Genomic DNA, 17397 nt, shown 5'->3' with positions numbered 1-17397 from the left:
GGTAGGTTTCATGAACGATATAAAAAAGATTCTGATGAAAAAGATAGTTAAATACAGCGCAATGGCAGCGATCTGCCTGGTAGTTGCCTCTGGTTGCAGAAAAGAATACAATGAGATCAATACTGATCCTTCTACTTATAATCCAAAAACCTTTAACCCTAATTTTGTCCTGACCAGCGCACAGCTTGGTTATTCGGGCAGTGTGGATCTGGGTTATGATACCTGGAGAGCCAACCTGATTTATTGTTCTACGATGATGCAGGGACTTTCTTCTGTGATCAGCTACTGGGCAGGAGATAAATACAACTTAAATCCGGGCTATACCGCTGCTTACTGGGGTTTCTCGGCCAATACCATTACCAGTGGTGATGGTGCTTATCCGGAGCAGGTGCGTTTAATTGTGGATTTAGTAGCCAATACTAAAGGCAAGCCGGAATACAAAAATTTACACCAGATTTCAAGAATCATGAGGGCATTGATTTTTCAACGCCTAACGGATCTTTATGGGGATGTTCCTTATTCTGAAGCAGGTCTTGGCTTCCTGGAGAAGAACTATACGCCAAAATACGACAAGCAAAAGGACATGTATGTGGATATGATCAAAGAGGTGACGGAAGCGGTTGCAGCATTAGATGCAAACGGAGATAAGCCTTCTGCTGATGTGTTTTACAACGGTAATCCTGAAAAATGGAAACGTTTTGGAAACTCTTTAATCCTGAGAATGGGAATGCGTTTAAGTAAAGTTGATCCAGCTGCGGCACAGGTTTATGTACAACAGGTTTTGGGTAAAACGATGACCAGCAATGAAGACAATGCTTTTATTATGGGAGATTTAAGTGGTGGTAGAACAACGATGAACAGAAATAGTCAGGTGTTGGCAGGAGATGGTGGAGAAGAGCAGTTTTATATCAAATGGTCGAAAACCTTTATTGATTTCCTTAAAACGAACAATGACCCTCGTTTAGGTGTGATTGCGGTAACGAATCTGTTTGTAAATAAGGACTCGAAAGCTCAGAACCCAGATGCAAATACAAATCCTGCGGTGCAAAAAGGTATGCCTAACGGAAAGGACCAGAGTGTGATTCCCGGCCTGTCTATTACACTTGATCCTTCTTTCTCAGGATATGTCAATTATTCTTCTCCAAGTCCGGCATTGATTAAGAAAAACGGACCTACGTTCGTGTTGACTTACGGAGAATCAGAATTGTTGCTGGCAGATGCTGCGCAACGTTTTGGTGTGGGCGGAAGCGCTGCAGATCATTACCGCAAAGGGGTAGTGGCAAGTATTACTTACCTGCAACAGTATGATCCGGCTGCGGTCATTACTGAAACTGTTGCCAATGCTTATGCAGATGCACATCCTTATAATGCAGCAAATGGTTTGGAAATGATCAATACACAATATTGGGCTTTAAACAATACCAAGCTTGATTTTTATGAGTCATGGGCAAACTGGAGAAGAACAGGATTCCCGGTATTGACGCCGGTAGTTTACCCTGGTAATGCGACAAACGGGACTATTCCAAGACGTTTTCCTTATCCTGTAGCGGAAGCGGCTTCTAATGCGACCAATTATAATGCGGCAATTGCTGGTATTCCTGGTGGTGATTTACTGACTTCCCGAGTATGGTGGGATAAGCTTTAAGCTAAAAAGATTGTGTTCTCTGGTATTTATAGGAAATCCCTGCTTCGGCGGGGATTTTTTTGTTTGCAGCTATGGCGGGATTAGGCCTGCTGGTTAGAAAAGCCTTTAAAAAAGGAAAACGGGAGCAAGTCCTCCGACTTACCCCCGTTTAAATTAACGCTCTCAAGGACAAATGTAGAAATAATTCTGGTCTTAGGAAACCTGAATTTAAATTATTGAATTAAGATTACAATTTGAAGACGAGGTACATAGCCTAAAAAGTTGTGCTAAAGCTTGTAATGTGGCTTTAATGCTTAGAAATGAGGTTTTTGACAAAAACGCTTATCTTTATGACAATTGCATAAACTTTTTTAATGGGCTGATTAAGGACATATATTTTTTTTTAACTATTCATTTGGATTAAATCTAAATAATAACAACCTTTGTATTATCAACAAGGTTCACTACATGCAAAAGATAGCTATAGCATCTCCAATCCATTTTGAAGAAGTATTTAGTACCACTAAAGGTTCCATTTATCAATCAGACAGTGAATACTGCTGGTATGTAGATTTTGCCGGAAAACTTGCCCGTTTTGATTACCGCAATCTTTTAAAATTACAGAAGGCCGTTTACGCGATTGACATTGAAAACATCTTGTTAACGAGTGATAAGTCGGCAGATGTAGAAATTATCTTTATCTGTGCCTGCGACCACTGCTATGTATTGTCTTTAATCGAGATCATCGCTTTAAAGGAATTGTTGCAGGGAGCTTTTGTGATGCTGGAACTTAACCACATCATCCAGGACCGTCTATTTAGGCTAGCAGCCTGATCTAATTAGAATTAGAATCTTTCCATATTGCCTTTAAATGCAGTATTGTACATTTTTAGCCTTAAATTTGTTATCAACAATAGGAATTAAATCTACAATATTATGAAAGATATCATGCGCGTAAAAAGTTCAATCTCCACAGATGTAGAGACACTTTTAAACCAACAGATTAAAAAAGAAGCCCTTTCCTCTTCAATCTATCTTTCTATGGCATCATGGTGTGCCCGCAATGGATACGACAATTCAGCTGATTATTTCTTTAAGCAAGCTGAAGAAGAAAGAATGCACCAGCTAAAATTTTACAAATACGTTCTTGATATGGGTGGAATGGCAGTTTCACCTGAAGTTACCAATATCAAGTTAGAATATAACTCTTTCCGTGAAGTGTTTGAAGAAGCATTAGAGCAGGAAATCAGCGTAACGCAATCGATTAAAAACATTGCTGCACGTTGCCATAAAGAACATGATTATGTGACTTTAGAGTTCTTAAACTGGTTCTTCAAAGAACAACGTGAAGAAGAATTTAAAGCAAGACGTGCGGTAGAATTGTTCGACGTTATTGGCGAAGAAGGTACAGGAAGATGGCAGATCGACAAAAACGTTGGTCAGATCGTTTACACAGAAGGATAATCCGTAGCTGATTAGCTTCGAAATAAATTTATAAAGCACATGCGGATGTTAAAACATCGCATGTGCTTTTTTGTTGTCATATAAAATCCAGGGGATGTCAAAGAAGGGAAAAAACAAGAAAAAGGGCGATAAGAAAGACAAGCACGACAAACACGATAAAAAAGACAAGAAGAAAAAGGAATGCTGCGAGAAATACCTGAAAGGGAACCGCTGCAAAAACTGTCCTAATGGCTAGATTATTTGTTTTCGGCAGGGGATGCCCCTTCATCGGCAGCCCCGCTTTTTGAGCCGATATATTCAGAAGGAGTCTTAGAAAATTGCTTTTTAAACTCCCTGCTGAAATACTTACGGTCGGAAAATCCGACCATATAACCCACCTCGTATACCGTATACCTGTTTTGTAACAGCAGCTGCGCCGCCTTTTTTAGGCGGATCGTCTTTGCAAAATCATTTACGGATAAGTCTGTCAGTGCTTTCAGCTTTTTGTACAGCACAGATTGGCTCATGCCTATCTTTTCGGCCATGAGCTCTACCCCGAAATCTTCCTGCTCCATATGTTCCTCTATGATCCCTGTTAAGCGGGATAAAAACAACTCATCTTTAGGATCAGCCATCAGTGGAATATACTCCAACACTAATTCTTTACTATATTTTTTGCGCATCTGCTCCCTTGCGGCCAAAAAGTTGCGCACCTGTAGTTGCAGGATTTTAGTGCTGAATGGTTTGCTCAGGTAAAGATCTGCCCCCAGACTGAGTCCGCTGATCTGGTCGCTCTGGCTGCTTTTGGCGGTAAGCAGGAACACAGGGATATGATTGGTCCGTTCGTCAGTTTTCAATTGACTACATAGCGTAAAACCGTCCATTTCGGGCATCATAACATCGCTAATGATTAAGTCAGGGATTTCTTCAGTCGCTTTTTCCCATCCTATCCTGCCATTTTCTGCTAAAATCACCTGATAACTGTCCTGCAATGCTTCTTTAATGAGGTTGCGGAGTTCGGCATGGTCTTCTACCACAAGGATGGTTGCCTTCTTTTCCTGCTCAGGAGTAGCCATATCAGCTGTTTCCGGTTTTGCAGTTGCTAAAGACGCTGCGGATTCCTGTACAGGCTGCGGTTGTACTAATTGTTGTCCCGTTTGTAGCAAGCGCAGTTCCGGCTGTGCTGATACGGACTGCTGCCCCTGTTGCAGTCCGGGAAAATGTGCCTTGCCCAATAACAAGGACAGTTCAAAGCAGGTGAAGCCCGGTTTGTTTACTGCTCCCTGCTCGCTACTGACTTCGATATTCCCTTGATGCAGTTCTACAATATGCTTGGAGAGTGCGAGACCGATGCCATAGCCGGTATTCTGAATATGGTGTTCTTCTACCTGGAAGTAATTCTCGAACAGTTGTTCCAGATATTCCGGGGCAATTCCTCTACCGGTATCGCAGATCTTTACTTTTAAGGCTTTTGCACTGGTTTTGATCTCGATGGTAATCCGGCCAGCTTCCGGCGTAAATTTAAAGGCATTGGAAAGCAGGTTAAAAAACACCTTTTCTAACTGTTCTTTATCAAAATAGAGTAACAGGGGCGACTGATTCAAAGGGGCGGACTCCTCATATTTCAAAGAGAAGTCGATGTTCTTTTTGGCAGACAATTCGGTAAAGCTGCTGTAAATCTCCTGTATAAAAGGGATGAAATCATGTTCTGCGACTTTCAGCTTTAGATTCTTTGTTTCCGCTTTGCGGAAATCCATCAGCTCATTGACCAGTTTCAACAATCGGTCTGCATTGTTCTTTACCTTGTGTAACTGCTGTTTCAGGGGGCTATCGCCATCTTGTCCGGCCAGGAGGTTTTCTATAGGGGCCATGATCAGCGTGAGATGAGTCCGGATTTCATGGGAGATATTGGTGAAGAAATTCAGCTTGATCTGGTGGAGTTCTTCGTCTTTGAGTAATAAACCACGGAGGAAAAAAAAGCGGGTGATGAAGAAGAGCATCATGCCAATAATGGCCAGATAGATCAGGTAGGCCCACCAGCTTTTCCAGAAAGGAGGCAGGATTTTGATTTTCATGGCAACCGGCTGGCTCCAGATTCCATCATTATTTGCCCCTTTTACCCATAAGGTGTAATTTCCGGAGGCCAGATTGGTATAGGTTGCTGCGGGGACGGCTGTTTCCACCCAATTCCCGTTAACACCTTCCAGGCGGTAAGCATACTTGTTTTTGTTGGACTTAATATAGTTCAGCAAGGCAAATTCAATGGTAAATATATTTTGCTGGTAAGGGAAAGTCAGGTGATGAGTAAAGCTGATGTCTTGTTGTAGCAATCCGTTTTCCGCATTGATTTGTACGGGCTCATTGAAAAGTTTTAGGCCTGTAAATACCAATGGGGCATGGTAGCTGTTTTTTTCTATGTCTTTTGGCGAAAAATAGCTGAGGCCATTATAGCCACCAAAGTAAAGGTCTCCGTTTTTAGCTTTAAAAAAGGAGTTGTAATTGAACTCGTCGCCGGCCAGGCCATCGCTGGTGGTATAGGTCAGAAACACGGAGGATATCGGGTTAAACCGGGCTAAACCATTAGAGGTACTTACCCACAGCAGGTGTTGATTGTCTTCGAGGATACCGACCACATTGTCGTTCGGCAGACCATCTGCGGTGGTGTAGTTCTTCACAAATCTCTTTTTGCCAGGCTCATATTTGCTGAGACCACCGTAATAAAGTCCCACCCAAATGTTTCCTTTTGCATCTTCCTGAATACAATTGATATAATTTGCGTTGTTGTTGACGCTATTACTTCCTTTGGGCAGTTTGAAAGATTGCAGTTGCTTCCGGTCTGCGGAGAGCAGAAATAAACCTTTGGTACTGGCAATCCATATATTTTTCCGGGAATCTTCGAACAGCACTTTGATGTTATAGTTCCGGATACTGCGCAAAACAGGGATTTCGGAGTAGGGTGTTAACAAGCCGGCTTTTTTGGTAAAGATGCGGATGCCGGTCTGACTACCAGTCCAGAATGCGCTATTATGGTCTTCCATCAGGGCCACCAGCTCAGAGCGCGTCACTTTGGTATTGTCGCCATTGATGAAGAAGCGCTTGAAAGTACGGGTTTGTGGATCAAAAAGGTTTAATCCACCACCATGTGTACCTACCCAGATATCACCTCCTTTATCCTTGTAAATCACTTTTACCAGGTCTGAGCCCAGACTTTCGGGTTCGGAAGCCTTTAGCTTATAAGTAGTAAACTGTTGCGTCTGACGGTTTAAATGGTTTAAGCCCCCACCTTCTGTTCCGATCCATAAGTTATCGTTATTGTCGGCAATAATAGAGCTCACTACATTGTGACTGATTCCGGCCAGTTTTTCATTGTACTGCATGGTTTTAAAATTGGTATCATGCGCATAGCTCACGTTTACCCCGCCATAGTAAGTGCCAATCCATAGGGAGCCATTGGGATCTTCATAAATGCTGTAAATGGAATTTTGATTCAGGCTGCGGCTGACCGACTTTAAATGTTGTTGCGACTGGAATTTCCGGCTCGCAGGGTCCAGGATACTTAAACCTTCCTGTGTACCTATACAGAGGTTTCCGGCTTTGTTGCGGGTCATCCGGCGCACAGAATTGTGGATCAGGGAGTTTTTATTCCCTTCTTCATGGCCATACCGGAGGAAAGTACCGGTACCGGGTTGGAAAAGATTTATTCCAGCGCTTTCTGTGGCTACCCATAAATTCTTTTGCAGGTCTTCGGTAATGGCGGTAACGGAATTGTCGCTCAGGCTACTTGTTTTGGCAGGATTATGGCTAAAGCGGGCCAGTTCTTGCAAGCGACCGTTAAAGCTCAGTTTGCTGAGTCCGGAATTGGTTCCAATCCATAAATAGCCCTGATGATCTTCGAAAATACTGAGCACTTCTGAATTGGCAATGCCGCTTTTAAGGCCCAGTTTATAGGTTGGGGTAAAGGTGTTGGTATTCCGGTTTGTGAGCAGGTAAAGCCCTGTTCTGCCGGCCACCCATAGGTTTCCTTTGCGGTCTTCATAGATCGCATTAACCGGAGCGTATTGTTTGTTGTGCTTATTGCCATCCAGATAGATCCTTTCAAAGGTGTTTTTTTGAGGATTGAACTGGTTTAATCCGTTGGCGGTTCCTACCCATAACACCTTCTTGCGGTCGCTATGTAAAGCGGTAACATAATCATCCGACAGGCTACTGGAATCGTTCGCTTTGCTTTTATACAATTGGAATTGATTGCCATCGTAACGGTTGAGTCCAAATCTGGATCCGAACCACATCAAGCCACGTCCATCCTGAGTAATGGCGAATATGGAGTTCTGAGACAGCCCGTCTTCCGTCTTCAGGTGGTTGAAATTTAGTGTCTGTCCGCTGCTACATAACTGCATCAGCAGCAAGGAAATGCTGAGAATCGTTTGCTTTATCATACCCCTATAATAAATCTGGTTTGGTCTGGTTGATCGTGAAGATCCTATCTATAAATGGTTTATTGCCCGTAATATACGGGTTAACGGGATTTTCACCCCATAAACAATCATTTTTCACCCTCTTGTTTTTTGGAATGGCTACAACTTTACGATAAACCAAATAGGTGGTTGTCCCTCAGGCAACGCATCAACCAAAAAACCAAATATGAAGAAACCTTACTTAAAAGTACAGGGAATGCAAGTCTATGGGAAGTCTCTTTTTAAGGGATTGATGATACTCTTGTTTTTCCCGCTCTCTTTATCCGCCCAGAACCAAAAGGGTGCTAAGGAGCTGAAAAACGTTGCTGAAATCCCTGGCATGGTCAAGGGAACCATCACTACTATTTATGGCGAACCACTGTTTGGCGTATCAGTAAAGGATAAGACCAGCGGAATCACGGTATCTTCAGATAAATCGGGTAACTATTCTCTTTTGATTGATTCGGGAGACGTTGCTGTTTTCAGTTTAAAAGGATACCTGAGCCAGGAATTGGTGGTAAGCGGTAGTAAATTGAATGTGGTCTTGGCAGAGTCTGAAAAACAACAACTGCTTGTACAACGACTTTACGACACCCAGAAAAAGGAAAATAGTATTCTTTCGAGCGAAAGTGTGTATACTAAAGACCTGTTAAGTTCGCCGGTAATTGCTTTAAACAATGCGCTTTCGGGCAGACTTTCTGGATTATCGACCTTACAATCTACGGGACTTCCCGGATTAGATGCTGCGGGATATGCGCTAAGGGGACAAGATCCAATCCTCATCGTGAATGGTATTCCAAGAGAGCTGACTTCTATTGATTTTGATGAAATAGAATCGGTAACGGTACTTAAAGACGCATTGGCTTCAGGAATGTTAGGCTTGCGCAGTGCAGGCGGTGCTATTCTGATTACCACTAAAAAGGGGGAGATCGGGAAGCAAAAAATTTCCTTTACGGCACAAACCGGCTTACAAAGTCCGGTTAACCTACCTAAACCATTAGATGCCTTTAATTATGCGAGCTTGTATAATGAAGCTTTATTGAACGATGGCAAAGCACCGGTATATACTTCAGCCGATCTGGAGGCTTTTAGAACCGGATCTGATCCGATGGGACACCCTAATGTAGACTGGTATAAAGAGATTTTAAGAGACAATGCGCCATTTACGCGCTATAACCTGAATACTTCTGGTGGTGGAAATAGTGCCCGGTACTTCCTGGCAGTTGATTATCTGGATCAGCAGGGCTTGCTAAAAACTTCTGATAAGAACACCTACAATACCAATTCTGATTTCAAAAGATATATTGTGCGTACCAATATCGATGTGGATTTGTCAAAGAATCTGATGGTGAATTTAAACCTCTTTGGTCGTATTGAAAATGGAAATTCTCCGGGTACACTCAATATAGGTAATATAAATGGGCGCCAGGTGAATCTGGGGGTGAACAGGATTTTTAATTCACTGGCGATTACGCCTAATGGTGCTTATCCGGTAAGGAATCCTGATGGATCCTTAGGGGGAAATAAGGATTTTACAAACAATATTTTAGGACAGAGCACACAGTCTGGATATACTTTAAGTTATGGCAGAGAGATGTCTGCGGATGTTTCCTTTAAGCGTACGCTGGATGATGTGACCAAAGGATTGTGGCTGAAAGGTCTGGTATCTTTCAATACCAATTTATCTGAGGTAAATGACAGAGGTAAAACATTTGCCGTCTATCAGGGGGAAAACGGATTAACAGGTATTAATTATAAGCGTTTTGGTACAGACGGAACCATTGTAGCCGGTAAAAGTGCCAACAAGTATCAATATAAGAACTTTTGGCGATCACCATGTGAAAGGATTGGTTAATGCCAATATTCAGAGCATTTATTTAGGCAACAACCTGCCATTAAGCTACCAGACTTTGGCTACCACCCTGGATTACGACTATAAAGGGAAATATCTGGCAGAAGTAGTGATGAGCTATAGTGGTTTAAATCGCTATGCAGACAACAAAAGATTTGGCTTCTTCCCTGTCGCAGGATTGGGATGGAACATGGCCAAAGAAAGCTTTATTGCCGACCATGTGAAATGGTTAAACACCCTGAAACTTCGTACTTCATACGGTCGTACCGGGAATGCAGATCCGGGATACTTTGTGTATAACCAATATTTTGCTGATGGCGCAGGTTATTATTTCGGTGGTGGTTCGGGTACTTTTGTGTATTCTGTATCTGAACTGACGCTTGCCAATGCGAACCTTACCTGGGAGAAAGCAGACAAGTTTAATCTGGGTTTAGACTTGGGTTTATTTAATGATAAACTGACTTTAACAACCGAGTATTACCACAATAAATACTTCGATTTGTTACAGGTGAGAGGGAAAAATACCTCGATTATTGGTAACGCTTATCCTTCGGAGAATATTGGAACCACCAATTACAGCGGTCTGGATTTTACGGCCAGCTACCGCAATCACCTGAACAATTTCAATTACTTTGTTTCCGGAAATTTCACGGCAAACAATAAGATCATCAAATATCAGGATGAGGTGTTTCGCCAGTACGACTGGATGAAACGTACCGGACAGCGTAGCGACCAGACTTTTGGTTATGAGGCAGATGGTTTTTACCAGAATGCGGCCGACATTGCCAGCAGTCCTAAAACCGAAGGTTATAACCCTGTTCCCGGAGATCTAAAATATAAAGACCTGAACGGTGATGGCATCATCAACCTGTTTGATCAGAAGGCTTTAAAAAACAACAAAGCAATAGTTTATTATGGATTGTCTTTTGGGTTTGATTTCAAAGGATTTGATTTTAGTGCATTACTACAGGGTGCAGCAAACCGCATGATCTATTTATCGGGTGCTACGCAATGGGAATTCCAGAACGATGGAAAAGGACAGGCATTTGAGCATCATCTGGAAAGGTGGACTCCGGAGACTGCCGCCACAGCTACTTATCCACGTTTAGGGATAGGTACTAATCCGAACAATCAGGCGAGTTCTTCTTTCTGGTTGCGTTCCGGAAATTACATGAGGTTGAAGAATATGGAGGTCGGTTATACGATTCCACAAAGATTGGCTGCAAGGCTTAAACTGGCTTCGATCAGGGTTTTTGCCAATGGAATGAACCTGTTCACCATTTCTGATAATAAGGGAATCGATCCGGAAGTTTACGGTACAGGTTACCCTGCGCTAAGAGTAGTCAATGCCGGTATTAACATCAAACTATAATCTTATGAAACCATTTATATACATCCTATTCGGCGGATTACTGTGTTTAACCGCGTGTAAGAAAAATAATATTGAGCAAACACCATTGGAACTCTGGACTGATGATGTCATTTTTGACCCTACAGATTCTCTGGGGAATTATGCTAAAAACTTCCTGAATGATACTTATGTGCAATTGCCAACCGGGATTAACCGCGTAGGAACTGTTTTTGGAAGTATCACCGCTAACGATATGTTAGATGCAGCAAGTGATGATGCCATTTCCTCGAAAAATGCAAGTAATATCGAAGGTTTTACCAATGGAAGAATCAGCAGCTCTAATACGATTGATGATGCCTGGGCAAGGAATTATGCCGGTATCAGAAGGGTAAATACCTATCTGGCCAATGTGGGCAGGGTTCCTTTCAAGCAATCGATGTTTGTAGAAAAGAACTACTGGTATGCGGAGAACCGCTTTTTGAGAGCGATGTTCTACTTTGAACTGTTGAAACGATACGGTGGTGTGCCTTTATTGGGCGATAGAGTACTGACTTTACAGGATGATCTGGCTTTAAAAAGAAATAGCGTTGATGAGGTGGCACAGTATATTTTATCGGAGCTGGAAGCGGTTAAAGATCAGCTGCGCCCTAATCCAATCCAGGATTCAGACATCGGTCGTGCTTCAAAAGCAGCAGCATTAGCTTTAAAATCACGTTTGCTATTGTATTTGGCAAGCCCACAGTACAATCCGGGTAATGATCCTGTAAAATGGCTTGCCGCAGCAAATGCCGCAAAAGACCTGATGAATTTAACGGCTACGCTTGGTTTGGAAAGTAGTTTTCAGAACCTGTTTCTGAACCGTAAGAATAAAGAGGTGATCCTTGCTTTTCAAAAGAATGTAAATACCACGGTAGAGGTAGATAATGCCCCGATTGGTTATACAGATGCGGTAGCAAGTAATGGCTTAACTAGTCCGACACAAGAGCTGGTAGATGCTTTTGGTATGAAAAACGGAAAAGCAATTACTGATTCAGGGTCTGGTTATAGCGCCAGCAATCCTTATGTAGGTCGTGATCCACGTTTTTACAATACCATTTTCCACAATGGTATGATCTGGGTAAAACGTGCCGTGCAAACTTTTGAGGGTGGCCTGGATAAGCCGGGGGGTATCGTTACCCAAACGCGTACCGGTTATTATGCCCGCAAGTTTATGGCTGATTTTTCTAATGCAACGACGTATAGCAACCAGACCCACAATCCGGTGATCTTCCGCTATGCGGAAACCCTGTTGAACTTTGCGGAAGCGCAAAATGAGTATAGCGGTCCTTCTACGGAAATCCGCAAAGCAGTAGAAGACATCAGACAACGTGCAGGTTTGGTTCCTTTTGCCTTGCCGACAGGTCTTACTAAAGAGCAACTCAGAACCGCGATCAGAAATGAAAGAAGGGTAGAAATGGCTTTTGAAGAGCAACGTTTCTGGGACATCAGAAGGTGGAAAATCGCTGAACAGGTGTTAAACGGAAAATTGCATGGCATCAAGATCCTGCAAACTACACCAGGCGTATTCACTTATGCTCCTTTTGAGGCGGCAACGGTCAGCTTCGACAAAGCAAAGATGTACAGCTATCCGATTCCATATTCGGAGATCACCAAGAACGTAAACTTAACACAAAATCCAGGTTGGTAAGTCCTTCCGGTTCATTTAAAATATACAAAAACAGGTTATGCAAAGAATTATATATATAACACTTGCAATGGTTTTTTTCCTGCCAGGGCTCATTTTTGCACAAGGCAAGGTGATCAAAGGTTTGGTAAAGGATAGCGGCGGGCCGCTTCCGGGAGCAACCATTACAGAGAAAGGAGTTGCCGGAAATGGCACTCAAACCGGGTCTGACGGTCGTTTTCAGTTGACTTTAAAAGGCAAAAGCCATATCATTATCGTGAAGAGTCTCGGTTATCTGAGTCAGGATGTAAATGTGGGCAATAAAGAGCAGGTCACGGTAACCCTTGCGGTAGATGCTAAAGGATTAGAAGAAGTGGTTGTGGTTGGTTTTGGTAAACAAAAGAAGATCACCAATACCGGTGCGGTAAGTTCCATTAACGGCTCGGAGATCAGACAAAATCCTTCTGCCAGTGTGCAGAATACACTTGCAGGTCGTTTGCCGGGTTTCTTTACCCAGCAAAGATCCGGACAACCAGGAAAAGACGGGGCAGATTTCTTCATTCGTGGGATGAGTAGTTATACGGCCAATCAGCGTCCTTTGATCATTGTGGATGATATCGAGTATAGCTATTCGGATGTTTCGCAACTGGATCCCAATGAAATTGAAAGTATTTCTATCCTGAAAGACGCGGCTACTACAGCCATCTATGGGGTAAAAGGAGCGAATGGCGTATTGGTGATCACCACCAGAAGAGGAACAGTGGGGCCACCGGTTATCAATTTTAAAACGGAGCTTGGCTTACAGCAAAAAACTTTTGATCCGGTGTTTTTAGGTGCTTATGATGCGGCAGTACTGACCAATCAGGCTTTAAAGAACTCTGATCAGCCCTTACGTTTTACGGATAAAGACATTCAGCTTTTTAAAGACGGAACCGATCCTTATGGCCATCCTGATATCAATTGGTACAACACGCTGATGGATCGTTCCTCGTTGATTTCCAGAAATAACCTGGACATTTCCGGTGGTACAGAAAGTGTGAAATATTTCGTTTCTATGGGCTACCTGTGGCAAAACGGAGCGCTAAAAGATTTCAGTTCGGCAAGTGAAGTAAACAGCAAGCATTACTATAAGCGCTATAACTTCCGTTCCAACTTAGATGTACAGGCGACGAAAACCTTAAGTTTCAGGTTAGATATGACCGGTCGTTTTGGCGAAACCAATGATCCGGTGACTAATAGTCCGAATGGGAACGGCTTGATCGGTGAAATTTACAGTTACAATTTTTTGCCGCCATATGCTTATGCACCTTATAATCCGGATGGCAGTTTTGGTACAGGTTCTAATCTGGCCGGTGTCAATGTGGTTGGGCGTTTAACTACACAAGGCTATACCAGAGCTTATGATAACGATTTAAACATCACTTTTGGCGGTACGCAGAAACTGGATATGCTGACTTCGGGATTGACAGCAAAAGCGCTGATCTCTTATGCAAGTGCCCAGTCGAACACCAGGAACTTAAAGCGATCGAACACCAATTTCCCGATGTATTACTACAACCAGGAAACTGGTGTGTACACCCCGAAAGACCTTACCGTATACCGTATTCCGCCTTATGTGCTAACGGGTGGCGGTGGTCCGGCTTCCAGAACAACCAATGTGCAGGCCTCTTTAAACTACGACCGTACTTTTGGCGAGCATCGGGTTTATGCTTTGGGATTGTATAACCAAAACAGTTATATCCAGAACGACAACGACATACCTGATTCCAATATTCCTGCCAATTTTAGGGGGATGACTATGAGAACCGGTTACGATTACAAGCAGAAATACCTTTTCGAGTTCAATGCCGCCTATAATGGAACGGATAAATTTGTAGGTAAGAAACGCTATGGCTGGTTCCCTGCTTTATCTGCGGGTTGGAACATTGCTGAAGAGTCTTTCTTCAAAAAAAGCATTCCTTTTATCAACCTGTTCAAAATCCGTGGTTCTTATGGATTGGTAGGGTCTGATAATATAGGTAATTCGAAGTTCGTTTATGAGCAAACGTATACCAGTGACGGCAGTTATTCCTTCGGACAGCAACACAATAGTTATTCGGGGATTAAAGAAGGGGCCTTAGGAAATGACAACATTACCTGGGAAAAAGAGAACAAAACAGACATCGGTTTAGACGTTTCCATGTTTGAAGGAAAGCTGTCTTTTACGGTGGATTATTTTAACAACAACAGGTATGATATCTTAACGCCAAGAGCCAGTGTACCACTAACCATGGGTGTTGCCCTGCCTCCAATGAATATCGGTAAGGTAAACAACAGGGGATGGGATGGAGAGATCAACTACAAAAACAACTATAAAGACTTGCAGTACTATGCCAGAGGTACCTTTTCTTATGCGAAAAACAAGATTGTATTCAGAGATGAGGCGAATCCGCGTTACCCATGGTTAGCGAGAACGGGACAACCCATCGGACAAGGATTCGGTTATGTATATGACGGTTATTACCAAAGTGCGGCAGACATCAGCAGTAGTGCGGTGCCAACTACCCCGGTTAAGCCAGGTGATTTAAAGTATAAAGACCTGAATGGGGATGGAATCATTGATGCATTGGATCAGAAAGCCATTGGTAGTCCGAATTTACCAAGTACAGTATTGGGTTTAACCTTAGGATTTAGCTATAAAAACATCAGTTTCAGTATGTTGTTGCAAGGCGCTTACGATTACAGTATGAACTTTGATTCAGAAGCGATAGAGCCATTAGTGTCTAATTTCCAGCCGATTCACTTACAGTCATGGACACCGGAACTGGGTAATAATGCGAAGTTCCCTTTATTGGGTACCAACAATACGATTAGTCGTGCTAATGTGTCGCGGTCGGATTTCTGGTTGGTTGATGCGCATTACCTGCGTTTAAAATCAATGGAAATCGGTTACCAGCTGCCAAAATCATGGGTAAAACCTATTGGTTTTAAAGGCATCAGGGTTTACGCTAATGGCTATAACCTGATCACCTGGACTAACGTTGATAAGTTTTATCAGGCAGATCCGGAATCAACGAATACTTCCGGTTCCATCAGTACTGCCGGAGCGATCAGTGCTTATCCAAATCAACGCATCTATAATTTCGGTATTACTTTCTCCTTATAACGATTAAAATCTCAAGACGATGAAGATAAAATTTATACACCTGGTGCTGGCAGTGGTGCTGCTATCTGCAGGGGCTTGCAAAAAGGGAGGTTTCCTGGATGCAAAAATTGCCAATGACCTGAATGAATCCACCACTTTTGCCGATAGTGTGCGCACGATTTCCTTTTTAACCAGACTTTATACCGAGGTCGGATTTAACTTTGATGCCAACAGGTGGGAAGGTGGCGGCCATCCGGTAGTATCGGATGAAGCCGTACCGGTGCGCTATACAGGGCCGCAAAATGATGCGATTCTGATGGCCAGCGGTGCACTTTCTGCCTCCAGTACCAATGTGAGCAAGCAAGCTCAGGTACTTAACAACTGGAAAACGCCATGGGAGAATATCCGCAGGGCGAATGTATTCCTGTTTAATGTGGATAAGAGTCCGCTTAGTGCGGGCTTAAAGACCAAATTGAAAGCGGAAACGCGGTTTTTACGTGCCTGGTATTACTTTCAGCTGGTTAAAGTATATGGTGGTGTGCCTTTGATTGGCGATGCAACCTTCGGGATTTCGGATGATATTGACTTGCCACGTTCCAGTTATAGTGATTGTGTAGCCTATATCGTGAGTGAATGTGAGGCTGCTGCGGCAGATTTACCGGATTTCGATACGCAGCTGCAACAAGATTATGGCCGTGTAACGAAAGGCGCTTGTATGGGCTTAAAGTCAAGAATGCTGCTGTATGCTGCCAGTCCGCTGTTTAATGGTGGCGGAATTGCAACGGATGCTGCTTTGAAAAGTATCACCGGTTACGCAAATGCGGATGCCGAACGTTGGAAGAAAGCCGCAGATGCCGCTAAAGACATCATCAATTCCGGTACTTATTCCTTAACAGAAGACAATGTGACCCGTATGGGCTATGGCTTTTACAACGTGTTTTTAACGCGTTACAACAGAGAATACCTGTTTGGCAGGATGAATGCCCCTAACCGTGAATATGAAAACAATTTATTGCCTACTTCCAGAACAGGTTCCGGAAAATCGAGCGCACCAACACAAAATCTGGTAGATGCTTTTGGAATGGAAAACGGCTTGCCGATTACCGATCCTGCTTCCGGATATAATCCAAATGACCCTTATGTGAAACGCGATCCACGTTTTGGAAACACAGTCATTTATAATGGTTCGAAGTTTTTCCTGGGAACCAGCAATGCGATGGTTGCGGTAAATACATTTTTAGGATCTAGTCCGGACGGACCGATTGCCACAGGACCAATCAGTATTCCTGGTTATTACTGGAGAAAAATGATGGTAGAAGATGGTTCTGGCAATACAGAGCGTGCCTATCCTTTAATCAGGTATGGAGAAATCCTGCTGAACTATGCAGAAGCACTAAATGAATACCAGGGCGCAGTTCCTGAGGTGTACAGTACTTTAATCCAGCTTAGAAAACGCGCCGGTATTTTACCGGGTGCAGATGGCAATTACGGCCTTAAAGCGAATAGCAGCAAAGCAGATATGCGTTTGGTGATTCAGAACGAGCGTCGTGTGGAGCTGGCATTGGAAGAACACCGCATCTGGGATGTGAGAAGATGGAAAATTGCAGAGGTAACGGACAATGTGATCCTGAAAGGCATGAAAATCACTAAAACAGGAACTAACCTGACTTATGAAGTGATTGATTTGAAGCCACACTTTTTCAGAGCTGCATTTTACCTGTTCCCAATTCCGGAGTCGGAAATTGCGAAGTCGCCGAAGTTGGTTCAGAACCCGGGCTGGTAAGTTTCGCGACTGTGCTTTCGTAGCTGATTTTAAAAAGAGAGGGGCTTGGCCTCCTCTCTTTTTAGTACTTTAACAGCAAGAAATTTAATTATAAATAAACAGA

At 43.1% G+C, this 17397-nt stretch carries 10 protein-coding genes; 9 read left to right on the top strand and 1 reads right to left on the bottom strand.

From position 1 onward, the window contains the following. Nucleotides 1–34: 34 nt before the first annotated feature. The 4 genes from R2Q66_RS00935 (at nucleotide 35) to R2Q66_RS00920 (ending at nucleotide 3323) form a co-directional block, all read left to right on the top strand. Complete coding sequence (locus tag R2Q66_RS00935; RefSeq protein WP_316745968.1) at nucleotides 35–1645, top strand: SusD/RagB family nutrient-binding outer membrane lipoprotein; 1611 nt, start codon at nucleotides 35–37, stop codon at nucleotides 1643–1645. 447 nt (nucleotides 1646–2092) lie between these two features. Further along, a complete protein-coding gene (locus R2Q66_RS00930; RefSeq protein ID WP_316745967.1) occupies nucleotides 2093–2458 on the top strand; it encodes a hypothetical protein in 366 nt (121 codons plus the stop codon). A gap of 102 nt (nucleotides 2459–2560) precedes the next feature. Further along, on the top strand, nucleotides 2561–3088 hold the full coding sequence (locus R2Q66_RS00925; RefSeq protein ID WP_316745965.1) for a ferritin: 528 nt from the start codon (nucleotides 2561–2563) through the stop codon (nucleotides 3086–3088). A 94-nt stretch (nucleotides 3089–3182) separates the two neighbouring features. Continuing rightward, nucleotides 3183–3323 (top strand): hypothetical protein, encoded by a 141-nt coding sequence (locus R2Q66_RS00920; protein ID WP_265840784.1) that lies wholly within the window; start codon nucleotides 3183–3185, stop codon nucleotides 3321–3323. Between the two features lies 1 nt (nucleotide 3324). On the opposite strand, the gene R2Q66_RS00915 is transcribed toward R2Q66_RS00920, so the two are convergent. Continuing rightward, on the bottom strand, nucleotides 3325–7503 hold the full coding sequence (locus tag R2Q66_RS00915; protein WP_316745961.1) for a two-component regulator propeller domain-containing protein: 4179 nt from the start codon (nucleotides 7501–7503) through the stop codon (nucleotides 3325–3327). A 205-nt stretch (nucleotides 7504–7708) separates the two neighbouring features. Here R2Q66_RS00915 and R2Q66_RS00910 point away from each other — a divergent pair, with 205 nt between their 5' ends. The 5 genes from R2Q66_RS00910 to R2Q66_RS00890 are packed head-to-tail and all read left to right on the top strand — an operon-like array spanning nucleotide 7709 to nucleotide 17294. After that, nucleotides 7709–9376 carry a TonB-dependent receptor plug domain-containing protein gene (locus R2Q66_RS00910; protein ID WP_316745960.1) on the top strand — a complete coding sequence of 556 codons (1668 nt, stop codon included), beginning with the start codon at nucleotides 7709–7711 and terminating at the stop codon, nucleotides 9374–9376. Further along, nucleotides 9318–10745, top strand: a complete 1428-nt coding sequence (locus R2Q66_RS00905) for a SusC/RagA family TonB-linked outer membrane protein (RefSeq protein WP_316745959.1) — start codon at nucleotides 9318–9320, stop codon at nucleotides 10743–10745. The genes R2Q66_RS00910 and R2Q66_RS00905 overlap by 59 nt, the downstream gene beginning before the upstream one ends. Before the next feature lie 4 nt (nucleotides 10746–10749). Further along, a complete protein-coding gene (locus R2Q66_RS00900; RefSeq protein ID WP_316745957.1) occupies nucleotides 10750–12411 on the top strand; it encodes a RagB/SusD family nutrient uptake outer membrane protein in 1662 nt (553 codons plus the stop codon). Between the two features lie 37 nt (nucleotides 12412–12448). Beyond that, entirely contained in the window at nucleotides 12449–15532 is a 3084-nt protein-coding gene (locus R2Q66_RS00895) for a TonB-dependent receptor (RefSeq protein WP_316745955.1), read from the top strand. 19 nt (nucleotides 15533–15551) lie between these two features. Further along, entirely contained in the window at nucleotides 15552–17294 is a 1743-nt protein-coding gene (locus tag R2Q66_RS00890; RefSeq protein ID WP_316745954.1) for a RagB/SusD family nutrient uptake outer membrane protein, read from the top strand. The last annotated feature ends 103 nt before the right edge of the window (nucleotides 17295–17397 follow it).

The organism is Pedobacter gandavensis, from assembly GCF_032677645.1.
GTDB lineage: Bacteria > Bacteroidota > Bacteroidia > Sphingobacteriales > Sphingobacteriaceae > Pedobacter > Pedobacter gandavensis_A.
The sequence above is the reverse complement of the archived record's forward strand: the minus strand, read 5'-3'. Positions and strand labels throughout refer to the sequence as shown.